Annotated in this window: 23 protein-coding genes and 1 pseudogene; 15 read left to right on the forward strand and 9 right to left on the reverse strand. The window is 67.5% G+C overall.

All coding sequences use genetic code 11. From position 1 onward, the window contains the following. Positions 1 to 137: 137 nt before the first annotated feature. Positions 138 to 1,034 carry a winged helix-turn-helix domain-containing protein gene (locus tag ABZ848_RS40465; protein ID WP_360840155.1) on the forward strand — a complete coding sequence of 299 codons (897 nt, stop codon included), beginning with the start codon at positions 138 to 140 and terminating at the stop codon, positions 1,032 to 1,034. On the opposite strand, the gene ABZ848_RS40470 is transcribed toward ABZ848_RS40465, so the two are convergent. Together ABZ848_RS40470 and ABZ848_RS40475 are read right to left on the reverse strand one after the other, a co-directional pair. Continuing rightward, a complete protein-coding gene (locus tag ABZ848_RS40470; protein ID WP_360840156.1) occupies positions 1,031 to 2,014 on the reverse strand; it encodes a hypothetical protein in 984 nt (327 codons plus the stop codon). The two genes, ABZ848_RS40465 and ABZ848_RS40470, sit on opposite strands and share 4 nt — an antisense overlap. Before the next feature lie 102 nt (positions 2,015 to 2,116). Continuing rightward, entirely contained in the window at positions 2,117 to 2,890 is a 774-nt protein-coding gene (locus tag ABZ848_RS40475; RefSeq protein ID WP_360840158.1) for an HAD family phosphatase, read from the reverse strand. Positions 2,891 to 3,162: 272 nt separating this feature from the next. On the opposite strand from ABZ848_RS40475, the gene ABZ848_RS40480 reads away from it, so the two are divergent. The 3 genes from ABZ848_RS40480 to ABZ848_RS40490 all read left to right on the forward strand — a co-directional run bounded on the left by ABZ848_RS40480 (position 3,163) and on the right by ABZ848_RS40490 (position 7,439). Beyond that, positions 3,163 to 4,242, forward strand: coding sequence for a phosphotransferase (locus ABZ848_RS40480; protein WP_360840160.1), 1,080 nt, complete (start codon positions 3,163 to 3,165; stop codon positions 4,240 to 4,242). Between the two features lie 214 nt (positions 4,243 to 4,456). After that, positions 4,457 to 6,580: an aminoglycoside phosphotransferase family protein gene (locus ABZ848_RS40485; RefSeq protein ID WP_360840204.1), complete on the forward strand. Its 2,124-nt coding sequence runs from the start codon at positions 4,457 to 4,459 to the stop codon at positions 6,578 to 6,580. Beyond that, positions 6,552 to 7,439: a hypothetical protein gene (locus ABZ848_RS40490; protein ID WP_360840162.1), complete on the forward strand. Its 888-nt coding sequence runs from the start codon at positions 6,552 to 6,554 to the stop codon at positions 7,437 to 7,439. The genes ABZ848_RS40485 and ABZ848_RS40490 overlap by 29 nt, the downstream gene beginning before the upstream one ends. A gap of 9 nt (positions 7,440 to 7,448) precedes the next feature. Here ABZ848_RS40490 and ABZ848_RS40495 read toward each other — a convergent pair whose 3' ends face one another. Beyond that, complete coding sequence (locus tag ABZ848_RS40495) at positions 7,449 to 8,411, reverse strand: zinc-binding dehydrogenase (RefSeq protein WP_360840163.1); 963 nt, start codon at positions 8,409 to 8,411, stop codon at positions 7,449 to 7,451. 115 nt (positions 8,412 to 8,526) lie between these two features. On the opposite strand from ABZ848_RS40495, the gene ABZ848_RS40500 reads away from it, so the two are divergent. Next, positions 8,527 to 9,132: a TetR family transcriptional regulator gene (locus ABZ848_RS40500; protein WP_360840206.1), complete on the forward strand. Its 606-nt coding sequence runs from the start codon at positions 8,527 to 8,529 to the stop codon at positions 9,130 to 9,132. A 51-nt stretch (positions 9,133 to 9,183) separates the two neighbouring features. Next, complete coding sequence (locus ABZ848_RS40505; RefSeq protein WP_360840165.1) at positions 9,184 to 11,250, forward strand: AAA family ATPase; 2,067 nt, start codon at positions 9,184 to 9,186, stop codon at positions 11,248 to 11,250. Positions 11,251 to 11,260: 10 nt separating this feature from the next. On the opposite strand, the gene ABZ848_RS40510 is transcribed toward ABZ848_RS40505, so the two are convergent. Both ABZ848_RS40510 and ABZ848_RS40515 read right to left on the reverse strand, forming a co-directional pair. Beyond that, positions 11,261 to 11,464: a hypothetical protein gene (locus ABZ848_RS40510; protein ID WP_360840167.1), complete on the reverse strand. Its 204-nt coding sequence runs from the start codon at positions 11,462 to 11,464 to the stop codon at positions 11,261 to 11,263. A gap of 7 nt (positions 11,465 to 11,471) precedes the next feature. Beyond that, positions 11,472 to 12,326, reverse strand: a complete 855-nt coding sequence (locus ABZ848_RS40515; RefSeq protein WP_360840169.1) for a nitroreductase/quinone reductase family protein — start codon at positions 12,324 to 12,326, stop codon at positions 11,472 to 11,474. 170 nt (positions 12,327 to 12,496) lie between these two features. Between ABZ848_RS40515 and ABZ848_RS40520 the strand changes: the two genes are divergently transcribed. Both ABZ848_RS40520 and ABZ848_RS40525 read left to right on the forward strand, forming a co-directional pair. Further along, entirely contained in the window at positions 12,497 to 13,120 is a 624-nt protein-coding gene (locus ABZ848_RS40520) for an RraA family protein (protein WP_360840171.1), read from the forward strand. Positions 13,121 to 13,132: 12 nt separating this feature from the next. Continuing rightward, positions 13,133 to 13,615: an HAD domain-containing protein gene (locus tag ABZ848_RS40525; protein ID WP_360840173.1), complete on the forward strand. Its 483-nt coding sequence runs from the start codon at positions 13,133 to 13,135 to the stop codon at positions 13,613 to 13,615. Between the two features lie 24 nt (positions 13,616 to 13,639). Here the strand turns inward: ABZ848_RS40525 and ABZ848_RS40530 are convergent, their stop codons facing one another. Continuing rightward, the gene (locus tag ABZ848_RS40530; RefSeq protein WP_360840207.1) at positions 13,640 to 14,170 is read right to left on the reverse strand and encodes a TetR/AcrR family transcriptional regulator; all 531 of its coding nucleotides are present in this window, start codon (positions 14,168 to 14,170) and stop codon (positions 13,640 to 13,642) included. A gap of 183 nt (positions 14,171 to 14,353) precedes the next feature. Here ABZ848_RS40530 and ABZ848_RS40535 point away from each other — a divergent pair, with 183 nt between their 5' ends. Next, the gene (locus ABZ848_RS40535) at positions 14,354 to 15,175 is read left to right on the forward strand and encodes an NAD(P)H-binding protein (protein ID WP_360840175.1); all 822 of its coding nucleotides are present in this window, start codon (positions 14,354 to 14,356) and stop codon (positions 15,173 to 15,175) included. Between the two features lie 97 nt (positions 15,176 to 15,272). Here the strand turns inward: ABZ848_RS40535 and ABZ848_RS40540 are convergent, their stop codons facing one another. The 3 genes from ABZ848_RS40540 to ABZ848_RS40550 form a co-directional block, all read right to left on the reverse strand. Further along, the gene (locus tag ABZ848_RS40540) at positions 15,273 to 15,803 is read right to left on the reverse strand and encodes an AAA family ATPase (protein WP_360840177.1); all 531 of its coding nucleotides are present in this window, start codon (positions 15,801 to 15,803) and stop codon (positions 15,273 to 15,275) included. Further along, positions 15,800 to 16,558, reverse strand: coding sequence for a VOC family protein (locus ABZ848_RS40545; RefSeq protein WP_360840179.1), 759 nt, complete (start codon positions 16,556 to 16,558; stop codon positions 15,800 to 15,802). Before ABZ848_RS40545 ends, ABZ848_RS40540 begins: the two co-directional genes overlap by 4 nt. A 79-nt stretch (positions 16,559 to 16,637) precedes the next feature. Next, positions 16,638 to 17,153, reverse strand: a complete 516-nt coding sequence (locus ABZ848_RS40550; protein WP_360840181.1) for an NUDIX domain-containing protein — start codon at positions 17,151 to 17,153, stop codon at positions 16,638 to 16,640. 307 nt (positions 17,154 to 17,460) lie between these two features. Here ABZ848_RS40550 and ABZ848_RS40555 point away from each other — a divergent pair, with 307 nt between their 5' ends. The 6 genes and pseudogenes from ABZ848_RS40555 (at position 17,461) to ABZ848_RS40580 (ending at position 24,265) form a co-directional block, all read left to right on the forward strand. Next, positions 17,461 to 18,225 (forward strand): TnsA-like heteromeric transposase endonuclease subunit, encoded by a 765-nt coding sequence (locus ABZ848_RS40555; RefSeq protein ID WP_360840209.1) that lies wholly within the window; start codon positions 17,461 to 17,463, stop codon positions 18,223 to 18,225. Beyond that, complete coding sequence (locus ABZ848_RS40560) at positions 18,222 to 20,564, forward strand: transposase (RefSeq protein ID WP_360840182.1); 2,343 nt, start codon at positions 18,222 to 18,224, stop codon at positions 20,562 to 20,564. Before ABZ848_RS40555 ends, ABZ848_RS40560 begins: the two co-directional genes overlap by 4 nt. Before the next feature lies 1 nt (position 20,565). Beyond that, entirely contained in the window at positions 20,566 to 21,867 is a 1,302-nt protein-coding gene (locus tag ABZ848_RS40565) for an ATP-binding protein (protein ID WP_360840184.1), read from the forward strand. Beyond that, positions 21,864 to 22,286 (forward strand): annotated as a pseudogene (locus ABZ848_RS40570) (TniQ family protein); the annotation flags it as partial. The gene ABZ848_RS40565 and the pseudogene ABZ848_RS40570, both read left to right, overlap by 4 nt. Before the next feature lie 243 nt (positions 22,287 to 22,529). Next, positions 22,530 to 23,093, forward strand: a complete 564-nt coding sequence (locus ABZ848_RS40575; protein WP_360840211.1) for a hypothetical protein — start codon at positions 22,530 to 22,532, stop codon at positions 23,091 to 23,093. A 2-nt stretch (positions 23,094 to 23,095) separates the two neighbouring features. After that, positions 23,096 to 24,265, forward strand: coding sequence for a TniQ family protein (locus ABZ848_RS40580; protein WP_360840186.1), 1,170 nt, complete (start codon positions 23,096 to 23,098; stop codon positions 24,263 to 24,265). The last annotated feature ends 64 nt before the right edge of the window (positions 24,266 to 24,329 follow it).

Below are 24,329 nucleotides of genomic sequence, written 5' to 3' on the forward strand. Positions count from 1 at the left end.
CGAAGACCGATCAACTACCGGTCCAATTGGACTGATTGCCTTGGATTGGTTGTGCCCTGACTGCTTGATCGCTTAACAGTCAGACCGATGTGACTTGAATTGGTTCGTTATTGGCGCAGGAGAGGTACGGTCGCGATGTGAGCGCGGAACGTGGGGACGGCGTAGGGAGGGGCTCTTCCCTCCTGGAGACGCTGCGCACGCGGATCGTGGACGGAAAGTACGCCGTGGGTTCGCACCTGCCCACTCAGCGGGCGCTCGCGGACGAGTTCGGGGTGTCCCGTGAGACCGTGCAGCGGGTGCTTGCCGAGCTGAAGAGCGAAGGGTGGGTCGAGTCCCGTCAGGGCAGCGGCACATGGGTTGTGGAGCCGCCGATACATTCGCTGATCCAACCGCCTTCGACGCCGCGCCTGCGGGCCGCGCTCGGGCCCTTCATCCAGCGCGCCTTCGCCCAGCCGTCGGTGCGCCTCGATGTCTTCACGCTCACGTCGGAGAGCCTCGATGCGCACATCCGGCTTCAGGCGGAGCGCATCCGCCTGGGGGAGATCGGCCCCGAGAGCATCGAGCTGCGGATGCTGCTGCCTGCCGACACGGTCGATCTGCCGTATCCGAGGGCCAACAAGTCGGCTGGAAGCAAGGAAGACACGACGGAGATCGATCGCCGGCTCCAGGAACGGTTGCGCGACATCACCCGTCGGCACACGTCTTCGCTGCGAGCGGCACTGCGGGATCTGGAGACGGAAGGGCTGGTGTCGTCCGTGAGCGTGGAGGTCCGGTGGGTTCCTCTGGCTCCTGCCTTCAAGCTCTACATGCTGCAGGACGTCGAGGCGCTCTTCGGCCCGTACCAAGTGGTCAGGCGCTCGATCCTGTTGGACGATGACACCGAGATCGACGCCCTGGACGTCCTGGGCCTCGGCTCCACCCTCATACGGCACGTCAACGACCAGGGGGATCCCAACTCCACCGGATCTGTGTTCATGGAGAACTGGCAGGCCTGGTTTGATTCTTGGTGGGACTTGCTCGACGCTTTTTCCTAGCACGTACTTCTTGGCTGGCGCGGCATCCAGAGCGGATCGGCGATCACGGGATTCGCGGGCTTGATATAACCCATCACATCCCATAGATTCCGGTACCACTCCATGTGATGCTCGGCTATCTTCTGGGTTGATCGCGAGGTGGACCTTTTGTCCCACCCGGTGATCTTTACGTCTCCGTATGCCAGCCCGAAACCCTCGGTATCGAGGATTTCAAAGTCGTTTCCGTGCCAGTTCACATTGGCCTGTCTGATGCCATACGGTACCGCGAAAACCTTCTCCTGGTTGAGGATATAGAGTTTCCGCTCGGGGACCTGCGGTGACTCCCGGACCTCGCATGAAATGATGATGTGCGGGTTCTTTTCGTGTACGCGATCAAGAAGTCCTTTCAGGTCGTTCCAGTTGGGTACCGTGAACTTCTCCCGCATGCGTTCCCGGTTCTCTGCGGAGTCTCCAAAGTGCAGTATTCCGGTGGGTAGCCCAGCAGTGTCCGGGGCGGCTTCGAGCTTTCCCGGAAGGCTCAGTGGATGATTGAGATGAGCCACAATCAGGCACAGTTTAAGTTCTTGTGTGTGGACTTTTTGAGCGCCGAGCCGTATGAGATGCGGCCTGAGCAGATCGAGAAGCGTCTGCATTGAAAAGCCCGAGAAATCTATGCGCACGTGCCGTGCCTCGAATGCTTCCTTCATCGGGGCGCGCAGTTCTTCCAGGTCCGTATAAACGTGGACACCCGAAACTTCTTGCGGCTCGGAATCACTGATTGCATCGAAGAGTATGAGTGCGATGAATGCGGCGAAGGATCCGCCGAGGAACTGTTGCCCCTTGAGGAAGTTTCCCAATGGCTCAATCACTTCGGCAGCGACGCCGAGAACTGCAACGGAAGCGAGCGCCACCTTGACGACGCGTGGTTTCCACGAGTTCAGTGAAGTACGTATGCGCTCGAGTCTGGACGGGCTGCCGTCGCCCGGGCTGCGAGAGGACACCCTCTACCCCCTGTGTGCCGCGATGCTGAGGCGGCAGCGATGCCTGTCGATCTCCGAGGCAACCATGATGCCTCGGTCAACTCGACCGCACCAGAAGGTCAGTTAGGGCTTCACGAGAGCCTTGGCGGCCCTGATGACAGGCTCGTGGGACGACACCACCCAGTCAGCGCCGAGACGCCGCATCTTCGCCGCGCGCCGTCTTGAGCCAAGACGCCACATCCACGCCGGGCGCCTTCTTGACGGGGTGTAGCCGAGGAACCGTGTTCCCGCCTCGTTGGACGCCTCCAGATCGGTGAGTTGGTCTCCGATCAGCAGACATTCTCCTGGCGCCAGCCCGAGGTACTTGACGGCACGGTTCACACAGTCGGGGTTGGGCTTCATGTGGCGCAGTTCCTTGGGGTCACGCCCCATGACGGCTTCGAACTGCGGCTGGAGCCCGTTGGATTGGAGAAACCACGTCACAGGCCCTTCCGCGTTGTTGCTCACGATCACAAGCCGCTTGCCAACTTCGTGCAGTGTGTTCACGAGTGTGACGATGCCTGGCGCCGGCTTGGCTGATCGCGCGGCGATGGACTCGTGATCGGTGACGATGGCTTCCGCTTGCTCAAGCGCCTCACGACCGCGTGGTGTTGAGCTCGGGCGGTCGAACATGTTCCTGATGTCCTGGAGGATGCCGTGCGAGTCCGTGGAACGCTTGACGTCCTTGTCGAGGGGGCCCCAGATGGTGTGTACGGCTTCCTTGATCTCGTCGGCGATGGGCTTGGTCGAGATGCCCTTGAAGAGATCCGTGACGGGGCCGTCGAAGTCGAGAAGCACCGCATGGACGTCGCTGAGCAGCCGCTGGAGAGCTTCTTGCTCGTCGCGTGCGTCACCCATTGGGTCTCCGTCTCCTCCCGGTCACCCGGTCAGTGTGGACCAGAACCAGTCGGACGGCCAGCTTCGCAGGTCATCGCCCAACCCGTTGCTCATTTCGGTCACATGAGGCCAAGTCATAGCACAAGCGCGCGGACATTCGGCGTCGTGGCGCGACTGGAGTCGACGCGTAACGGGCTTGTAGTGCACTTCTGGCACGATGCTGGCTGGCGAGGAGTAGCCTGCTGCCCCTTCCGTACCTTCCGACGGGATCCGACGCGAAAGAAAAACGGGCAATGCCATTCGAATCGACTTCCGGGGCTCGGGTGCGTGCCGTCGAAGTGAGTGGGGGCTCCCAAGAGATCGAGGGCCCACTCCTCGGCTACCACCACGAGACCTATGTGATTCCGCTTCCCCTGGGGACGTCGGCCGATGGTGGGCGCTGGAAGTGTCGGGAGCCACGCGGCAATCTCCTCTGGTTCGACCGCCGCTGCTTCGTTTCCGAGGAGCAGTTGCTGAAGGCCCTGGCAGGACGCATCGAGCACATTCCGGACGTTTTTGACGTCGACTCCACCGGGTTGCAGAGGTTCATTGAGGGGCAGACACTCGGTTCGCTCTACGCCTTCGGTGAGGCGCTTCCGGAGCCTATCCTTGATCAGATCATCGTCTTGTTCGAGCAGCTTGCTCAAGTTGCTCCTGAAACACTCACAATTGAGCGGAGATGCGAGAAAGAGGACCGGCCGGCCGACGGTGACACGAACGGATTTCTTGAGCGCCTGATTCATTTCACTCAGCGGAGAGTCTACGAAGAGAATCTTGAGGATTTTGGCGGTCTATTCGCCGACCTGGGTTTGAGCGAGAAGTCATTCACGCGACTCCGGGAGCATACGGCTCATCTGGAGGAACGCCCCTTTTGCCTCCTCCATGCAGATCTGCACCGCGAGAACTTCATCATCGATCCTCAGCAGCAGCTCTGGACGATCGACTGGGAGCTGGCAATGGTGGGTGACCCGTTGTACGACCTGGCCACCCACCTGTATCTGATGCAGTACCCGGAGGAGCAGCGCAAGTGGATGGAGAAGCTGTGGGCCGAGGCTGTCGACGGCATCAGGCCCCGCAGCTCCGAAGGGCTGGAGCACGATCTTCCACGGCTCTTGGACTACAAGAGAGCGCAGTCCGTCTTCACTGATGTGATCCGTGAAGCGCTGTCACTCGGCGCTGGACCGGATGTCGCGACCCGCCTCGACCAGGCCGGTCGGAAACTCCACCAGGTCCTGACTGCGGCCACCGAGCCATTGGGTCTCTCGGTGCCGAGCAGCGAGAAGATCAGGGCGGCGCTTGCGCGTTGGCGCCGGGAACGCCCAGTCGGCGGTTAGCTGGTTTCAGGGTAACTGCCCCTCTACGGCGCGCTGTTGTGCTCCCATGGGAGGCATAGGTCTCGCGTTCGCGTGACACCGGGAGCGGCCAGTGGGCGGACATCTTCGCCGTAACCCTGTCGAGGGGCACCAAACCAATAGCGTCTACGAACAACTGGTGCGCCAAGCCAGGTCCATAGGGGAGTTCGGCCGGGGGCATCACAATTTCAACTACATGGTTCGGCCGCTGGCGGAGGAACAGCGGCGACTCATCGGCTGTGCGGCCGGGGAAGCGGTCACGGTGCGTGAGCGGATTCGCTCCGCGCTGCCCGTCGTCATCAGAACCTGGCCGGACGAGGCTGAGATTCTCGGCGCTGTCCGACGGTTTCTACCGCAGGTCCCGCAATGCTTCGTCCAGAGCGGGCATGTGTCGATCCTGAGCCATGTGCAGGGCGTACCGCTGTCCACCATCTGCCCCAACGGCAAGCCGGTGGACTCGTACTTGATCTACGCTCTGGCCGGGCTGCTCGGCGACATGACGCAGGTTGGCAGAAAGGATCTGCCACCGCTGCCACAGTCCTGGCCCCGCTCCAGCCGTGACAGTCGCGCATTCCTTCGCACCCTCGCCCATGCGGCGGAGGAGCAGATCAGACAGCCCAACTGGGCGCGATTCGGTGGCCTGTTCGCCATGCTGGGCATTCCTGAGGACGCGATGGTGCGGTTCGCCGAGCGCGTGCCGTCGATGATCAGCCGTCCGTTCAGTCTGCTCCACACGGATCTGCACCGTGACAACGTGGTCGTGTCGTACAACGGCGATCCACCGCTGATCTGCGTCGACTGGGAGCTCGCGAGTTACGGCGACCCGCTCCACGATCTGGCCACCCATCTGGTGCGGATGGAGTATCCCGACTACCAGTGGGGGGAGGTGGTAGAAGCGTGGCGTGACAGCATGGGAAGGCGGCGCCTCAAAGCGGTCAACGGCCTTGACCGGGACCTGAAGCATTACGTGGCTTTCGAACATGCCCAGTCCGTCTATCCGGACGTGATGCGGGCCGCGACCTCACTCGGAGACTCCTTCGATCAGCGGGACCTGGACGCCGCGACCCGCACGGTGCACCGGGCGCTGCGCGCGGCCGAGGAGCCTCTGCGGCTCAAGAGCGTGCCGGACGAGAAGGCGATCGAGCGCATTCTCTTCCGCTGGAACGTGTCCCACGGCAAGCGCCACAGCCGCGAGCGGACCGTGTCATCGATCGCGTGGCTGCGCGACGAGAGAGTGCCGGAGCATCCTCTGTTCCCCCCTTCTGCAGTGCAGGAGGCTCTTTTCGAGGAGGGTGCGGCCTCGGCGGACCGAGTGTTCAAGGGGACGATGCACCTCAGCACGGCCGTGATGGTGAGCGGCTATCCGGATCCGGTCATGGTGCGGCGAAAGGTGGGCTCGGCCAGCCCTCTGGAGCGGCGGTTCCTCAATGAGCACGTGGTGCTCAGAGCGATCGAGGCATCAGGCGTCATAGTGCGTGCCCCAAAGGTGCTGGCGCTGGGCACCAGTGAGCTCGGGGACCAGTTCACCATTCACTCCTACGAGGGCCCCAAAGGGCAGATCCGGCACCCGGACCACCCGACCGACGGCCTGCTGCCGCATGAGGCGGACGATCTCGTCAACCAGCTCTGTGCCTTGACTTTCGTCAATCGGGAGAAGCTGGACCCGGCCGTGACGTATCCGGACTTCTGCGGGCACCTGCGTGACGAGCTGATCCGGATGGTCGACGGGCTGCCCAAGCAGACAGCCGACGTGGCCCGTGAACTGGGCCTGCCCAGCGCGGTCCGGCTCGGTGAGATCCTCAAGCGGCACCTGCTGACACCGCGCCGGCCCGTCCTGCTGCACGGAGACCTCAACCCGTGGAACATGGTGCGCCGTGAGGACGGCAGCGGGCTGACCCTCATCGACTGGGAGATGGCGATGGTGGGCGACCCGCTCTACGACCTCGTCCGCCATATGCACCTGACCCCGACCCTGCCGGACATCCGCGGGCGCTTGTTCAACCGTTGGGCCGCTCTCCTGCCGGAGGACTGTACGGACGGCTGGCAGCAGGACTGGCGGGTGTACCGCTGGATCGAGATCGTTCGCTCCGCCTATGTGGACCTCGACCGCATGGTGACCGGCGACAGCCTTGAAGCGCCCAACGTCCGCCGGGCAGTGGAGAGGTACGCCATGACGTTGACGGAGGCCACCGCGAACCTGGGCCTGCCCTTCAGATCCACCGCGAACCCTTATCTTGCCCGCGCCCTGCCCCATGGAGACCATGGAGGTTCGTCGGGGGAGGGTACTGCGCATGCCCGGAGTTGGGACAAGGTCTCCTGAGGAAGGCATAGGCGAGCGGCTCAAGCGCCTACAGGAGCGCTACGAATCCCTCGCCACACGCCTATTGCTGCTCGGCATCTTCGTCATGGGTATGGCCGCGCAGTTCGTGAAGCCGGTGGGCGACGCCCTGGAGGGCAAGGCCTTCCTCGGCAGCGCGCTGCTCAGCCTCGTGGCCTACGTGCTGTACGACACCCTCAAGGACGTGGCCGCCTCTCTCCGGACCCCGTCGCGTACCCAGGTGAAGTCACGCGATCTCGGCAGCTTCGTCACCGAGGCCTTCGAGGCCCGGAACGTGGAGATCAGCTTCCTCGGGTACACAGGAGAAACGTTGTACCACGCGCTCCACCACCGCCTGGAGGGCTTCTTCGACGACCCGGGTCCGACCAGGAAAGTCACCATAAGGTTCCTGGTCCCCGACTTCCGGCAGCCCATGATCGTCCCGTCCAAGGTGGGCGAGAACGGCAAACCCGAGGACGACGCCGAGTTCCGCAAGCGCCTGGAGCTCAAGTGTCAGGAGTACGACCGCGCCCTGTCGGCGATCGCCGAGCGCCTTACCATGCTCGGCCGGGTGACCGCCGACTGCGAGTACCGCTTCTATCCCGGCATACCGCGCGACAAGATCTGCATCTTCAACCGGGAACTCGTCCTGCACGGCCTCTACGACGTGGTCGCCCGCACCATGGGTTTCAGCACCGAACCCGAGTACTACGACCCCAAGGGCTACCGCACCGACCTCAACGTCTGGTCCCGCAAGGATGACGACGACTCCAGGACCGCAGTAGCCACTTGGAACAAGCACTTCGACGACCTGTGGTCCCTGGCCGACATACCACCCTGGCATCGAGGCCCAGCGGCCTGAGAGCGGCGGTCAGGCCTTCAGCAGCACCTTCCCCACCAATCCCCGCCCCTCGACAGCCGCATGTGCCTCCCCCGCCCGCTCCAGTGGAAACACCTCCCCCACCACCGTCCGCAACCGTCCCGCAGCCGCCTCCCCAAGCGCATACGAGGTCAGCCGCCCGAGTTCCGCCGGCCCGAACTGCACATCCCCGATCCCGAACATCTTGATCCCACGCTCGGCCGCCACCGAGCCGTCCACCACGGCGAAGCCCCCGGCCGCCGCCCCATGCGCCGAAAATCGCCCCCCATCCGCAGTCAGACCGAAGGCCTCCCCGCCCAATTGGCCGCCAACCCCGTCCAGAACCACATCCGCCGCACCCCCAAGAGCCTCCCGGGCCTGCGATGCCCAGTCCGCGTCCGTGACATCCACCGCCACCGACGCCCCCAACTCCCGTACCAGCGCCACCTTTTCCGACCCCCGCGCGGCCCCCACCACCCGAGCTCCCCGCGACCGGGCCAATTGGACCAGTAGCGTGCCCATGCCCCCGGACGCGCCGAGGATCAGCACCCGGTCGTCGGCCGACACTCCCGTCAGTTCGATCAGCCCCGCCGCCGTCACCCCGTCATGCACCAGCGCCGCCGCCGTCAGCAGATCCAGTCCCCCCGGTACGGGCGTCAGCGCCGACACCGCTGCCACGGCACGGGACGCATAGCTGCCCTGCACGAAGGACGTCACCCGGCGCCCGAGCCACGACTCCGGGACCTCGGGACCGACCGCGGCGACCGTCCCGGAGACACCGCCCCCGGGGACGTACGGAGGCACGACCGGGAAGTGGTCCCGCCACTGCCCCGACCGCACCTGTGTCTCGACGAAGATCGTGTCGGCGTACGCGACCTCGATCAGCACTTCTCCCCGCCCCGGCACCGGGTCCGGGAGCTCCACCGGGACCAGGACCTCCGGTCCGCCGAACTCCGTCACCTGTGCTGCACGCATGGCATTCCCCCAGCAATCGTGGATACGTGCCTGCAGTCTTCGACCTCAAGCAGAGTTGAGGTCAAGCGGGAGTGGCAGCGGGAGTGGTTACGCTCGCCGTATGGGTGACACAGGCGTGGGCGGGACCGGGCTGCGGGAGCGCAAGCGGCAGCGGATGTATCAGGACGTCTCCGACATCGCCGTCCGGCTGTTCCTGGAGAAGGGCTTCGACGCCGTCTCCGTCGCCGAGATCGCCGCCGCGGCCGAGATCTCCAAGCCCACCCTCTTCCGGTACTTCCCGGCCAAGGAGGACCTCGTCCTCCACCGGATCGCCGATCACGAGACGGAAGCGGCGAGGATCGTGGCCGAGGGGCCGTCCCCGCTCGCCGCGCTGCGCCGACACTTCCTCGACGGGCTGGAGCGCCGCGATCCCGTCACCGGGCTCAACGACCATCCGGATGTCCTCGCCTTTCACCGCCTCCTCTACGGCACCCCCTCCCTCGTCGCCCGCGCCGCCACCTTCCTCGAACGTTCCGAGGCCGCGCTCGCCGACGCGCTCGGTGGTGATCTCGACGCGCGGCTCGCCGCCGGGCAGATCATCGCCGTACGACGGATCCTCGCGATGGACAACTGGCGGCGGATCGCCGCAGGGGAGCGGGTGGCCGACGTGCGGGCGGATGCCGTGGCCGCCGCCGAGCGGGCCTTCGGGCGGTTGGCGCTGGCGCTGCCTCACCTTGCGTGAGACTCAGTAAATTATTTAACCCGGTTACGCGTTTCCGGTACCCTCTTCCCCATGACGTCGGTCGAGCCTGCCCTGAACCCGAACCCGACCCCGAACCTAAAGGCCTCCCTTCACCGCGAACGCGCCCACCACGACCGTTGCCGTACCGCACTCGCCGCCATGGTCGACGGTGCTCAGGAACACGTCTTCACCGGCGAGGACGTCTCCGCCTCCGGCGCCGACGCCGAAGTGCTCGGTTATCAGCTGCGCAGCAAGGCGAAGGAGATGCGGGAGCTGCCGGAAGGGCCGTTGTTCTTCGGCCGTCTGGACTTCACCCGCGACGCGGGCGAACACGGCGGGCAGAGCTATCACATCGGGCGGCTGCGGATCAGCGAGCAGCCCGCCGCTCCTCCGCTCGTCGTCGACTGGCGCGCCCCCGTCTCCCGCGCCTTCTACCAAGCCGGCGCCCTCGACCCGCAGGGCGTCGCCGTGCGCCGGCGTTTCGGGTGGGCGGCCGGCAGTCGCGGTGACTCCGCCGATCTCACCGGGTTGGAGGACGAGCACCTCGGGCGGGGAGAGTCGCAGGTCAGTGACATCGTCGCCCGCGAGATCGAACGGCCCCGGGTCGGGCCCATGCGCGACATCGCCGCGACCATCCAGCCCGAGCAGGACGATCTCGTACGAGGGGATCTCGCGCAGTCGGTGTGCGTGCAGGGCGCGCCGGGGACCGGGAAGACCGCGGTCGGGCTGCATCGGGCCGCCTACCTGCTGTACACCCACCCGGCGCGTATCCGGCGCGGGGGTCTGCTCATCCTCGGTCCCAACCGCACCTTCCTCTCGTACATCTCGCAGGTTCTTCCCGCCCTCGGGGAGACCGGCGTACGGCAGTCGACGCTGGAAGAGGAGATCGCTCGGCATCCGGTCAAGGGAAAGGGAGTTGACGGTGAGCGGGCCGCCGTCGTGAAGCACGACGCGCGGATGGCTGAGGTGCTGCGCCGGGCGCTGTATGCGCGTGTGAACAGCGACTGGAGCAACTCCCTTTCGGTTGCCGACGGTTCGTATCAGTGGCGGGTGTCGGCCGGGGAGCTCGTGCGGATCGTCGAGGACGTGCGTGCCGAGGAACCGCTGTACGGCATCGGGCGGGAGCGGGTGCGGATGCGGGTCGTGCGGGCCGTGCAGTTGCAGGCCGAGCGGCGGGCCGGGCCGCAGTCGGCGGCATGGGTGCAGAAGGTTTCGCGGGCTCGGGCGGTGAAGGAGTACGTGGATGCCGTTTGGCCGCGGGTGCGGCCGGAGGAGGTGCTTGCCCAACTCCTCACTGACGGGGCGGTGTTGGAGGTTGCCGCCGATGGGCTGCTCGATGCGGACGAGCAGGCTGCGCTTCTCTGGAGCAGGCCGCCTCGGTCGTGGAAGTCGGCTCGCTGGTCGGCCGCCGATCTGGTTCTCCTCGACGAACTCGCCGGGCTCGTCGAACACCCCGAGGGGTACGGCCATCTCGTCGTCGACGAGGCGCAGGACCTCTCCCCGATGGAGTGCCGGGCCATCGCCCGCCGGGCGCCCTTCGGTTCGCTCACCGTCCTCGGCGACCTGGCACAGGGCACCACTCCCTGGGCCGCCCGCTCCTGGGACACCACCCTCCGCCACCTGGGCAAACCCGACGCCACCGTCGTACCGCTGACCACCGGTTTCCGCGTTCCGGAGGCCGTCGTGACGCTCGCCAACCGGCTGCTGGAGCGGCTCGACGTCGACGTACCGGCCGGGCAATCACTGCGCAGGGACGGGGAGTTGCGGGTGCGGGAGGCGGGGGTGGGGGGCTTGTGTGGTGCGGTGGTCGACGCCGTGCGGGATGCGCTCGGGCGGGAAGGGTCCGTGGGGGTTGTGGCGGCCGATGGGGACGTGGAGGGGGTGCGGGCGGCGCTCGGTGCCGCCGGGATCGTGGCCGCGGGGCCCGACGAGCTGGGCGCCCGGGTCACCCTCGTACCTGCGACTCTCGTCAAAGGACTCGAGTACGACCATGTCGTCGCCGTCGAGCCGGCGGCGATCGCGGAGGCGGAGGTACGGGGGCTGCACCGGCTGTACGTCGTGCTGACCCGGGCGGTTTCGCGGCTGGAGGTGGTGCACGGGCGGCCGTTGCCGTTCTAGTGAGCGGGGGTTACGGGTTGCGTCGCCTCGCGAGCAGGGCGCTGAGCGTCACGCACACGACCGCCCCGAACAGCAGCCCGCCCCACGACATCGCGGCGACCGGGCGATCCATCACGACTGCGTAGCCGATGAGGCCGAGTCCGCCGCCGGCGACGAAGCCCAGCACAGTGGGAAGCGTGGACCGCCATCGTGGGCGGACCATGTCTGAGGTCACGGGTGCATTATGCGCGCGGCGAGGGGGTGTTGAGGAGAGGGATCAACTGCTCTTCCTCGTAGGTGAGATGGGCCTCCAGGTCGCGCGTCAGCCGATCGACCTCGGCGCGGGCGGCGGCGGGGTCGGCCGTGTCGGTGGTCACGGCTCGGCGTAGGGACGTGACGAGTTCGGCGATCCGTTCGTGCTCCTCGCGGAGGCGGGCGAGGACCGGGGCGGTGGTCGGGTGGTCGTTCTCGATGTGCGGGAACAGGATCGTGTCCTCGCCCGTGTGGTGGTTGTGCAGGCCCTGGCAGAAGGTCAGGCAGTTGACGCGGAGTTGGGCGCCTAGGTTCGTGCCGCCGTCGGTCGCCATTTCCCGGCGGATCAGGGCCAGTTCGCGGCGGAAGACGTCGTGGACGACCTTGATCGCCTCGCCGGGTGAGGAGGCGTTGATGTTCGGGGGGCCGGGGGTGGGGATCGTGTGGAGGGCGACCACGGGGATCAGGCGGTCCGTCTTCTTCTGGTACGACGCCCAGCCGGCGTCGGTCTCGACCGCGCGCGCCCACGCCTGGTCCCGTTCCTCGCCCTCCAGGACGACGGCCAGCGCCTCGTACGTGAACGTGCCGCTCTCGACGGTGACTTGAGGGTGGGCGAGGAGGTTGCGGTACCAGTCGGGGTGCTTGTCCGCGCCGCCCGCCGAGGCGATGACCAGGACGCGGTCGCCGCCGTCGGGGAAGTAGCCGACGGGGGTGGTGTGCCGGGTGCCGGTGCGGGCGCCGGTGGTGGTGAGGAGGAGCAGCCGGGCGCCCTCGAAGTAGCCGCCCACGCGCCCGTGGTTGGCGCGGAACTCGTCGATGACCTGCTGATTGAAGGGGTTGGGCATTCGTGTCTCTTCTTCTCTTCTCCGTGGTTGATGTTTCGGGCGTCAACGCGGTACGGAGAAAGAGGCGGGCTTCTGGCCCGCCGCGGCCTCACTCGGAGGCCGGGCACCCAACTCGCTCACGGCACAAGGCCGACCCGGCAGTCATGGGACGGAACGGTAGCGTCGTGCTCATGACTGACGCCAGTGAATTCCAGGCCGTGCCCACCACCACTCTCGCCGACCTCCTCGGCCGCGAGCAGGTCATGGACATCGGCATCCGCCCGCTGTGGGGACCGGCGGAGCGGGTGGCGGGGCCGGCCTTCACGGTCCGCTGCCCGCCCGGCGACAACCTGATGCTCCACGCCGCCATCCACCGCGCCGGGCCCGGCTCGGTCGTGGTCGCGGAGTCGGGCGACCTGGACTGGGCGCTGGCGGGCGGCAACGTGTGCGCCGTGGCCCAGCGGCGGGGCGTGGCCGGCTTCGTCCTGGACGGCCTGATCCGCGACCTCGCCGAGGTACGGGAGATGCGCTTCCCGGTGTTCGCCCGGGGCGTCATCCCGATCCCGGGCGCCAAGGCGGCGGTGGCGCCGCTGGGGGAGCCGGTGACGTGCGGGGGCGTACGGGTCGCGGCGGGCGACATCGTGGTCGCGGACGAGGAGGGCGTGGTCGTCGTACCGGCCGGTCGTCGTGACGAGGTACTGGCCGCGGCACGGGCCAAGCTGGCCAAGGAGGCGGCGGAGTCGCTGGACGAGTGGCAGGAGGCGCACCGCGCGCGGATCGACAAGATCCTGGCGGAGCAGGGGTTCGAGGGCTGATGCTGGTGCCCGATGCTCCTCTTCCTTGACGTCGACGGCACGCTGCTCCCGTTCGGGGCGGCGCGCCCGTACCCGTCGTACGAGCCGCGCTTCACGTCGGCGCGGGCCGCTGACGCGCATCCGCTGCTGAGCCGCGTCGACCCCGGGCTGGGGCCGCGGCTCACCGCGCTGGGCTGCGAGCTGGTGTGGGCCACGACCTGGCTGGACGACGCGAACCTGTGCCTGGCGCCCTGGCTGGGTCTGCCTCAACTCCCGCTGGTGGACTGGCCGGACGAGGAGGAACTGTCCGCGCCGCTGCACTGGAAGACGCGGCCGCTGGTGGAGTGGGCGGCCGGGCGGGAGTTCGTGTGGGTCGACGACGAGATCACGGACGCGGATCGGGTGTGGGCGGCGGCGCATCATCCGGCGGCGGCTCTGTTGCATCGCGTGGACCCTGAGCAGGGGCTGACGGACGCGGACTTCGGCGTGCTGGAGGCGTGGATCGGAGGAAGGTAGCGGGAGGTAGCGGGATCGGGGGCGTCAAAGGGCGTTGAGCCAGGCTGTGAGGCGGTTGCCCTCGCGGGTCATGATGTCCGGGTCGCGCAGGGCGTTGGCCAGGAGGGACATGCCCTGGTAGGCGCCGACGAGGGTCAGGGCGAGGCCGTCCGGGTCGGGCAGGGCCAGCTCGCGGAACTGGGCTGCCACCCAGTCGAGGAGCGTACGCAGGAGCTTGCCGGCCTCCGCGTCCAGGCCGCCGTCGGGGGTGCGTTTGCCGAGTTCGGCGGCGAGGGTGCCGGTGGGGCAGCCGTAACGGGCGGCGAGCTCACGCTGGTCGACCCAGCCGCGTACGAGGGCCTTGAGGCGTTCGCGGGGGTCGGGGAGACGGTCCAACTCGGCGGTGATGCGCTCCAGTTGGCCGCTGTGTTCGGCCAGGGCCGCCGCCACCAGGTCGTCCTTCGTCTTGAAGTAGTAGTAGACGTTCCCGGTCGGGACGTCGGCGGCGCGGGCGATGTCGGCGATGGTGGTCCGCTCGACGCCCTGGCGGTGGACGACGTCTGCGGCGGCGGCCATCAGGCTGCGCCGCTTGGCTCCGGCTCTCTTCGTCCTCGCGCTCGTCCTCGCACTGGCACTCGCACTCTGTGAGTCAGTCACCTGACTAACTATAGGCGGTGGACTGTGCTAGCGTCAGCGGCGGCGAGTTAGTCAGCTGACTAACTCAGTCAATTCATCGTCGCTCATGGCTGGGGGATCACCATGTTCGTAGTCACCGGTGCCACGGGGAACGTCGGCCGGACGCTCATACGACTGCTCGTGGAAGCGGGGGAGGAGGTGACGGCCGTCGCCCGTCGGGTCACGGAGGCCGATGTGCCGGCGGGGGTGCGGGCGGTCGCCGCCGATCTCGGGGACGCGGAGACCCTGCGGTCTGCGCTGAAGGGGGCGCGGGGCGTGTTTCTGCTGGTCGCGGGGGAGGATCCGCAGGGGCTGGTCGGTGTGGCGAAGGAGGCGGGGGTCGGCCGGTTGGTGCTGCTGTCCAGCCAGGGGGCGGGGACGCGGCCGGGGGTCTACCGGCAGGCGGTGGGGTTCGAGGCGGCCGTACGGGGGTCGGGCCTGGAGTGGACCGTCCTGCGTTCCGGCGGGCTGGATTCGAACGCCTTCGCGTGGGCCGAGCCGGTCCGCCTCCACCGCACCGCCGCGGCGCCCTTCGGGGACGTCGGCCTGCCCTTCGTCGACCCCGACGATGTGGCGGCCGTCGGAGCGGCGGTGCTGAGGGAGCCGGGGCACGGGGGAGCGACGTACACGTTGACGGGGCCTGCGCCGACGACACCGCGGGAACGGGCGGCGGCGCTGGCCGAGGCGCTGGGCGAGCGGGTCGACTTCGTCGAGCAGACCCGCGAGGAGGCCCATGCCCAGATGGCCCGCTTCATGCCCCTGCCGGTGGTGGAGGGCACGCTGGCACTGCTCGGGGCGCCGACGGAGGAGGAGCGGGCGGTGAGTCCCGATGTGGAGCGGGTGTTGGGGCGGGGGGCTCGGGGGTTCGGGGAGTGGGTGGGGCGGAATGTGGGGGTGTTTCGGTGAGGGGTGAGTCGTACGGGCGCAGGCTTCCTCTGCTCCTCTGCTCCTCTGCTCCCCTGCTCCCCTGCTCCGTCTGGTTCGTCCCTCCCGCTGACCTCCCTCAGCTCTTGACGGCCTCCGCGATCCGCAACGCGGCCTCGATCGGCGTGAGTTGGGTGGTGTCGATGACCTCCGCCTCGGTGTGCAGCCAGGTGCGGGAGGCCTCGGTGTAGGGCTCCAGGTGTTGGAGGCGGAAGGGGGAGTTGGGGCCGATGACCGTGTCGGATGCGATGCGGGCGCGGAGGGTGGCGTCGTCGGCGTGGAGGACGAAGTGGCGGATCGGGATGGCGTGTTGGGCGAGGCCTGTGCTGATCTCGCGCCAGTACTGCTCGATCAGGACGGTCATGGGGACGACCAGCGTGCCGCCGGTGAACTCGAGTACGCGGCGGGCTGTTTCTACGACGAGTTGTCGCCATGGCGGCCAGTGCTGGAAGTTGTCGGCTCCTGGTCCCGGCAGTCCCGGTCTGATGTCCATGAGCGTCTCGCCGACCTTCTCAGCGTCGAACACCCTTGAGTCCGGGAGCAGTTGCTGCACGAGGGGGCTGGTCGTCGACTTGCCCGCGCCGTGGGTGCCGTTGAGCCATACGATCACGGGGCGACGCCAGCCTGCGGAGGCGCCAGGACGCAGAACTCGTGGCCCTCCGGATCCGACAGGCATGTCCACGGGACGTCGCCTTGGCCGACGTCGAGGTCGGTGGCGCCGAGGGAGTGGAGGCGGGCCACCTCCGTCGCCTTGTCGTCGCCGGGGTACGGCAGGAGGTCGAGGTGGACGCGGTCCGGCACTGCCTTTGTGTCGGGGGTGCGGAGGAATTCGAGGTAGGGGCCCGTATGCCTCGCGGAGCGCAACCGGGCGTGCTCGTCGGTCACTTCGAGCAGCGTCCAGTCGAGTGCGTCGTCCCAGAATCGGGCCGTGGCCCGCGGATCCACGCAGTTGACGACCACCGCGGCGATCGGACCGGTGTCCCGGTAGATCTCCCGGGGCTCCAGCACGCAGAACTCGTTGCCTTCGGGGTCGGCGAGGACGGTCCACGGCACTTCGCCCTGGCCGACGTCGGCGGGCGTGGCGCCGAGGGACTGGAGGCGCGCGACCAACTCCCGCTGGTGGGCGGTGGAGGCGGTGGCGAGGTCGAGGTGCGTACGGTTCTTTGTCGTTGTCTTGGGTTCGGGGACGGGGACCACGTCGATACCGAGGACCACCGGGTCCGGCCAGACCAGACCGCCGGCGGGGCCGACGTACCTGGTCGCGCCGGAGCCGTACGCACTCCACCCGAGCGCCTCCGCCCAGAACCGGCCGACCGCCGGGGCGTCGAGCGCCTTGATGTTCACCATCACCGGTCGCAGTGCCATGGCGGCGATCCTAGGCGGCTCGGACAATGCTGTGCTTGAGAGATTTTCTGGACCGCTGAGCAGGCAGGCGAGGTCAGGGTCAGGATCGCGTGGTCCTGAACGTGAGATACCGGTCGAAGGCTTCGTGGCTGTCGGGAGTGAAGCGCCACGCCAGGAGGGCGGACCGCAGCTCCGGTTCCGTCAGCCAGTCGTGCCAGGCGATCTCATCCGGGTCGGGGACCACGGCATCCGGCACCACGGCTTCGTGCACGCCAAGCCAATGAGGGCTCAGACCGCTGTGGTTGACGAACGTGAACAGCAAGCGCGGCAGCACACGAGCGCCCAGCTCTTCAGCCAACTCCCGCGCTGCGGCCTGTTCATAGGACTCCCCGACATCCACGGCGCCACCGACCACGACCTCATAGAGCCCGGGGAAGCGCGACAACTGCTCCGACCGCCGGTGGACGAGGATCCGCCCACGCTCATCACGACACACCGTCACGGCGACCCGGTGCAGCCAACCCTCCCGGATGGCCTGCCGGCGGCTGACCGCCTCCCCCAGCGCACGATCTCGATCGTCGACACGCTCCACGAGTTCATCCACGACTTCATCCACGACGCACACCCTGGCAGAGCCCACTGACAACGCCGGTCCTTGGCGACTTGGGCTCAGGCTCACTGCTCCTGAGATTGAGCACGATAGGTGTCGTCATCCTCCCATCCCGACCTGGCCTTTCTTGAGGCTCTGAGCACGACATCTGTCGGCAGATTCGCATCGTTCTTGACGTGTTCCGTGCTCTTTGCAGGCAAGTTGTCGCCAACTTCGAAGATCGCCCCTCCGAGGGGGAGCATGCGGCTTACCTGGGGACATGAGCGATAGCTGGGGCTCCTTGTGGTCCCACCGCTGTACGTGGACGGATCTGATGGTCCCGGTCTCGCTAGACCGTGGGCGGGGCGGCCTGGACCTGTCCGACGGTTGGTTGGACCGGTGGACGGCTACGTGGAAGTACGCGGGGGACGAGGTCACGGGGCCGGTGAGGCACCTGGGGCGGGTTCCGGTGGCGAGCCGCGGGCCGATGCGAGGGTTCACCTGGCGGCGGGAGCAGCGGCACAGGCCCGGTCTGGAGTCGCTGGTGTCGACGGGGCGGCTGCATGGGTTCGAGAGCCTCGAAGAGGACCAGTTACTGGTGGCTCTGGACTTTGCCGGTGATCTGGTGGAAGTGCTGTCGCAGCCGTTGCGTATCCGGTTCCGTACAGCGGAGAAGTGGCGTAACCACACGCCGGACTTCTTCGCGCTCACGCGGGCCGGGACCTGGCTGATCGACGTGCGGCCCCGGGATCTGATCGAACCCGAGGATCTGGAGTCGTTCGCGGCCACGGAGGAGGTGGCGTTGGTCTGCGGGTGGCACTACACGGTCGTGGCCGAGTGGCGGCCGTATGTCCGGTCCACGCTTGGTGCGTTCTACGGGAAGCGTCGTCCGACGCGTGACGTGCTCGGGGTACAGCCCGGTCTGCTTGCTCAGGCCGAGGAGGGCGTCACGTTCGGGGAGTTGACGGACGCGCATATGTACTGGCCGGTGGCACGGGCCCAGTTGTTGCATCTGCTGTGGCACCGAAGGCTCGGCATCGACCTTGCTCAGCCGCTGACGGACAGGTCGCGAGTGGTGCTGGCAGAAGGCGTCTCATGATGGGGGCGGCGGAACTGGACCTCTCGCCCGGCGCGGGCGTCGTGCTCGATGAGGTGGAGTGGCTGGTCGAGCGGCAGGAACCGCATCTGGGGCGGGTCCACCTGGTGCGGTCGGACGGCGAGCGGCAGCGGGTGAGCTTTCGATTTCTGGTCAATCATCCGCGGTGCCGGTCATCGTCGCGCACAGCGGCGGAGGGCGCCAACCGTGGACGGCAGGCGGCTTCGTGGAGTGATGTGAAGCCGGAGAAGCGACCGCTGATGGAACAGCGTTTCGCGCATCTGATGGAGGTCAACTGCGGATTCCGCAGCGGTGATCCGTTCCGGCCCGAGCCGGGGGAGCCACGCCCCGAGTACAACCCGGACCGTACGACGCTGACCGAACGGCGGGAGGCGAAGGCCACCGAACTGTCGGCGCTGCGGCCCGAGGAGGCCAAGCTACTCCTGGGAGTCGCGCATGTCGGGGTGCGCACGCTGGAGCGGTGGGAGCGTCGGCGCAGGAAGTACGGGATCGTGGGCTGCGCCGATCACCGGTGGCTGCGGGCGAGCGGCGGGCACCCGAGTATCAGCGAGGAGGTCCGTGAGGCGATCTTCGCGGTTCGCGCGGAGACGCAGCAGCACCGGTCCCGGGTGAGCGCGCGGACCCGCGAGAACATGATCCGTCGCTATGTGCGGGAGACCTTCGAGAAGGAAGACGAAGGAGAGAGGGACAAGGGCGGGGGCGGGGAAGAGCGCGAGAAGATCGAGGTCCCCAGCTATCACACACTGCTGCGGGTGTGGAAGGAGTGGTTCGGGCCGGGCGGCGCGCGACCGAAGTACGAGCGTTCGGCCGACCTGCCCACCAAGAACGGGCATGTGCTCGTGACTCGCCCCGGCCAGGTCGTCGCGCTGGACACGACCATCCTGCCGGTGATGGTCCGCGAGAACGTCTTTGGTGACCCGGTCACCGTCCACCTCACCTTGGCGCTGGACGTCTACACCCACTCCATCTGCGCGTTCCGGCTGACGCTGGTGTCGGACTCCTCGGTGGACGTCGCGATGGTGCTGCGCGACGTCATGCTGCCGCTGCCCATGCGGGAGGAGTGGGGCGAGGACATGGAGTGGCCCTATCCGGGGCTGCCGGCCGCGATGGTTTCGGAGTTCGCCGGGTACGAGGTGGCCGGGCTGCCGTTCTTCACTCCCGAGACCGTCACTTCCGACCACGGCTCGGTCTACCGCAACCATCACCTGGTGGATGTCCAGGAGGCGATGGGCTGCCGGATTCTGCCGGCGCGTGTGCTGCGCCCGCAGGACAAGAGCGCGGTGGAGCGCGTCTTCGGCAGTATCCGTTCGCTGGTGTTCGAGAAGCTGGTCGGATACACGGGAGTCGACGTTGCCGACCGCGGCGCCGACCCGGAGGGCGACGCGGTGCTGACCATGGCCGAGATGGAACACCTCATCGCAACCTGGGTCGTGAAGGTCTGGCAGAACCGTCGTCTCGGCGAGTTCGCACCCAGCTGGGATCCCGGTGGTGAGCACAGCCCCAACACCCTGTTCGCCGCCTCCTTCGCCCAAGAGGGCTTCGACCTGGACATCCCGTCCCCGGAGACGTACTACCGCTTCCTGCCCGAGCACCATGTGAAGCGGATCTACCGGCGGGGCGTGAAGGTCAAGGGGCTCTGGTACGACGCGGAGCTGCTGCACCGTCCCGACCTGCACTCCGCTCGCGGGGGGCGCTACAAGAAGCAGTGGGTCATCCACCGCGAACCCCGCGACCGGAGGGTGGTGTACTTCCAGGACCCCGACACCCATAAGTGGCACGAACTGCGCTGGACGGGCCTGCCGCCGGAGGGCGAGATGCCGGCTTTCGGGGACGCCAGGGTCGAGGAACTCCTCACCCGCGTACGGGAAGCGGGTCTCAAGCCGCGTTCCGACAGTGACCTCGTCCCGATTCTCCTGGAGATGCTGGGGGCCGTCGATCCGGTCGAGAACTGGCCGTCCCAGCTGACCAAGTCCCAGCGGGTGCAGCATGCGCGCGAGATCACCCAGGCCCGGGCAGCCACCGCGGACCGGCCGCAACAGCCGCCGAAGCCGGACGAGTCGCCGCGCCTGACGGCCGTCGGCGCCCCGGATACGGAGCCGCTGTGGCGGGAGCGGGCCCGGGAGGCTACCGACAGCCTGGACGCCCACCGGCGTCGGCGGCGGGAGGCGGTGACATCCTCGCGGACGCCGTCGGCACCCGCCCCGCTGGGATCGAGCCGCAGTCGCCGCAACCTCTTCGTCATCGCCGACGACGATGACGGCCCCGACGACGCGGCCCCGCCGCCACCGAGTCCCGGTCGGCAGCCGACGGAGGAAACGTGAAATGAGCAACCTGCACCCCGAGCCGTCGAACGCGCCCGTGCCGTTCCTGCGCTTCGGCCCGAGGCCGGACCGGACTCGCCACGAGGGCTGGCAGGAGTTCCGCCGCACGCGGGATCTGTTCGTGCCGGTCAAGAAGATCCCCCTGGCCGAGTACGCGCTGATGAGCACACGCAAGAAGTCGCTGTACGACCTGCACCGCGCGGCCACGCACGTCAACATGCAGATGCTGGACACCCCGATGAGCGAGGTGGTCACCACGCTGATGCGTTCGCGGATCCAGAACAACGCGATGCGTATCGGCCCGAGCACGCTGGACGGGCTGATGATCAACGGCGGTGGCTACCAGGGTAAGACGGAGACCGCCTGCCGGACCGCCGCCGAGTTCGAGGACACTTGGCGCGCCCTATTCGAGCAGTACCCCGAGTGCTACTTCGACCCGATGCCCGGCACCCGGGACCTGATCGCGCCGGTCGCCTACTGCCAGACCCCGGTGAAGGCCACTCCGATCGGCCTGTGCGAGGCGATTCTCGACTACTACGGCGCCCCCTACGGCAGAAACCTGCGCGGCATGATCCGCAATGTCCGCGAGTCGATCAAGGCGCACGCCACCACCGTCCTGATCATCGACGACATCACCCGCCTGAAGATGCACCGAGAGGACGACCAGGACACCCTCGACCTGATCCGCGGCCTGATGGACCTGGACGTCACGCTCGTCCTCATCGGCGTGAACATCCCCCGCTCCGGTCTGCTCAGGGAGGGCTGGCACGACCCCCGCACCAACCAGTGGGTCTACGCACCCCTGAAGAAGGGCAAGAGCTACAACCCCGACGCGTCCACCCAGACCGAGCGCCGCTTCGACCTGGTCACCCTCGACCCTTTCGACTACAGCAACAACGCACGCACCGGCGCCTTCATCGACCACCTCGTCGGCATCGAGAACCAGATCCGGCTCTTCAACGCCGGCCCCGGCACGCTGTCCGAAGGCCAGATGCCCGAGTACCTCTACCGCCGCACCCACGGCATCGTCGGCCTCCTGAGGCGCCTGATCGAGGACGGACTGACCAAGGCCATCGAAAGCGGCCTGGAGGACCTGACCATCGACCTCCTCGACGAGATCACCATCAACCTGGGCAATATCCCCGGCAAGGACGGCGTACGCGACGCCGAAGCCGGAGAGATCCCCGACGTGGACACTGCCCCACAGCCGAAGGCGAAAGCAGCCCGGAAGACCCCGAAGGCCCGGAAGGGGCGCAACACGGTGCTCGACGACCGCGGCACACCTCCGGCGGCCGAGGCATGACCCTGCGTCCCCTGCCCCGCAGCCTCGACCCGCTCGAAGACGAAACCCTTGTTGGCTTCATCCTCCGCCTCGCCAGTCACAACGGCACGACCCCGGAGCAAGTCGCAGCCCGTTTGGGGTTGATGGACGGAGCGGGCGAGACTCCCGGCGTCCTCTCGCCCTGGCTGCTGGTGGACATGGACAAGCCACGCCTTGCCCGGGCGGCACACGCGGCACATCTGACCGTTGCGGAGGCCGACAAGTTACTGCTAGCCCCCATGGGGCATCAATACGGTCTGGTGAGCAGGAGATACCGGCCGTGGACGAGTCCCCGCCAGCTGGACCGCCCCAATCGATGGATCCTCGTACGGACATCCCAGTACTGCCCATCCTGCCTCGCGGGCGACGGAAGTCCGCAAGAGGCTCTGCACGGCGGTGCCTGGAGACGGTCATGGCGCCTGCCGGTGGTCTTCGCTTGCGCTCGGCACCGGCAGTTCCTCCATCGGGTCTGTCCTGCTTGCCGCACTCCTAGTCAGTTCGCCCGCGCCAGCCTGATCGCTCGCCCGGGGATGGAAGAACTCCACCCGGCCCAGTGCCGATCGCCGTCCGTTCCGGGCTCGGGCGGGGTCCGCCTGTCGGTCTGCGGGGCCGACCTCTCCCGCGTCGGTCCAGCTCCTAGCCCGGTGGGCGCCGACTCACTCAAGGCGCTGCTGGCTCTCCAAGGACGCCTCGACGAACTGCTGGCCACCAACGGGCCTTCGAGCGTGGGGAGTTGCGGCCGACTCGTGCCGGTCGCCCAGTACTTTATCGACTTGCGGGTGGTGGCAACGTTGATCCTCGCCTCCTGGCCAGAGGCAAGCCGTTTCGCGGCGACACCCGCCCTAGCACAGGCGATCGAACGGGAGGCGGTGCAGCGAATACGCGATAGCCGACGCCGCACGCGGCGGGGCGGATCGAAGAGCCCATACGGGATCAACTCGCTGCTCTCGCCTATGGAGTCTGCCCTGACCATGGGCGCGGTACTGGGCATCGCTGTGTCCGTGCTCGAAGCCCGCGACAAGAACTGGACAGAGCGAGTGCTACGCCCGTTCTACGACGCCGCCCTCGCACTGAACCGGGACACCTTCCGGCGCCTTGCACGCCTCCCCGGCACATCCCTTGCGCTGCAGCAGGTGCTCGGAGTCGCAAAGGAGACAGCGGACACTCTGAGCCCCGAGATCTACGTCCGCGGTCCACGAAACGGCTGACCATGCGCTCCCTGCCCCGCAGCCTCGATCCGCTGCCCGACGAGACGATCACCGGATTTGTGCTGCGCCTGGCCCATCGGCTGGGCACAACCCCCGCAGAGATCCTGCTCCGCACCGGTCTGGCACCCGGCGGCAGTCCTGGTCTGCCCACCCGCCTGCCCCTGAGCTTCCAGCACCACTTGGACGACGCCCACCTCACGGTCTTTGCCCGCGCCACCCTTCTCATGCCCGCCGAGGTCGCCGACATGCTCCTCGCTCCGCTCGGGCAGCGGTATGGGCCACTGAACCCCGCGTTCACGCCACGCAGCACCCCAGCCCGGATGATCTACGACAACTCGTGGGTGCTGACCCGCTCCACGCGCTACTGTCCTCCCTGTCTCACCGGGAACGGCACCCCCATCCAGGACCGGCACGGCGGTCCTTGGCAACGGCTGTGGCGCCTTCCCGTGATCTTCCTCTGTGTCCGACACCAACGACTCCTCGCCCACCAGTGCCCCGGTTGCGGCGCACTCGCGCAGTCCCCCCGCGCAGGCAGCGCCATCGCCCGCCTGTCGGAAGATGCTCTGAACCCGTGGCAATGCCGGTCGGCTGAGGCGCGTTCGGCACCGGCCGAGCATCCCGCACATGCCTGCGGAGCCGACCTGACCCGGGAAAGCGCCCCCGCCGGGGAACTCGATTCGGCCACTATGGCCGCGCTCGTCCGAGTGCAACGACACCTTGCGGGCTTACTCGCTGCAGGAGGCCCCGAGAGCACGACGAGCGCGGGGGCGCCCGTCCCCGTCGCCCACTACTTCGCCGATCTGCGCGCGACGGTCGCCATGATCTTCCGAACCTGGCCCGAAGCACGCCCGTACGCCGGCACATCGTTCCTGGCCGCCGTGCTCGATGCCGAGCATGCTTCCCGCACCGCGGAGGCTCAGCCCTTGCTCAACACCGCCGGGAAGAAGAAGACCTCCAAGCCCTACACCGCGCCGCCGACCGACTCCCTGGCAACGGGCGCGGTTCTGCAGATCGCGACGCGGTTGCTCCAAGCGTCGGATCCCTGCCAGGCGCGAGAGTCGATGACCCCGCTCGTTCACAGACTTCGCGATGCCGACCGTGCGCTCAGCGCCTACTTGTGCCGCGATGCCTGGATCTCAACGCCCATGAGGACTGCGGTCGGCGACTGCTGAAGGCGCCAAATCGCGACGGACTGTTACGTAGCGATGCTGGAGTGTGATAGAGGTAGGGATCTTC

It is taken from the genome of Streptomyces sp. NPDC047081, from assembly GCF_040643775.1.
Taxonomy (GTDB): Bacteria; Actinomycetota; Actinomycetes; order Streptomycetales; family Streptomycetaceae; genus Streptomyces.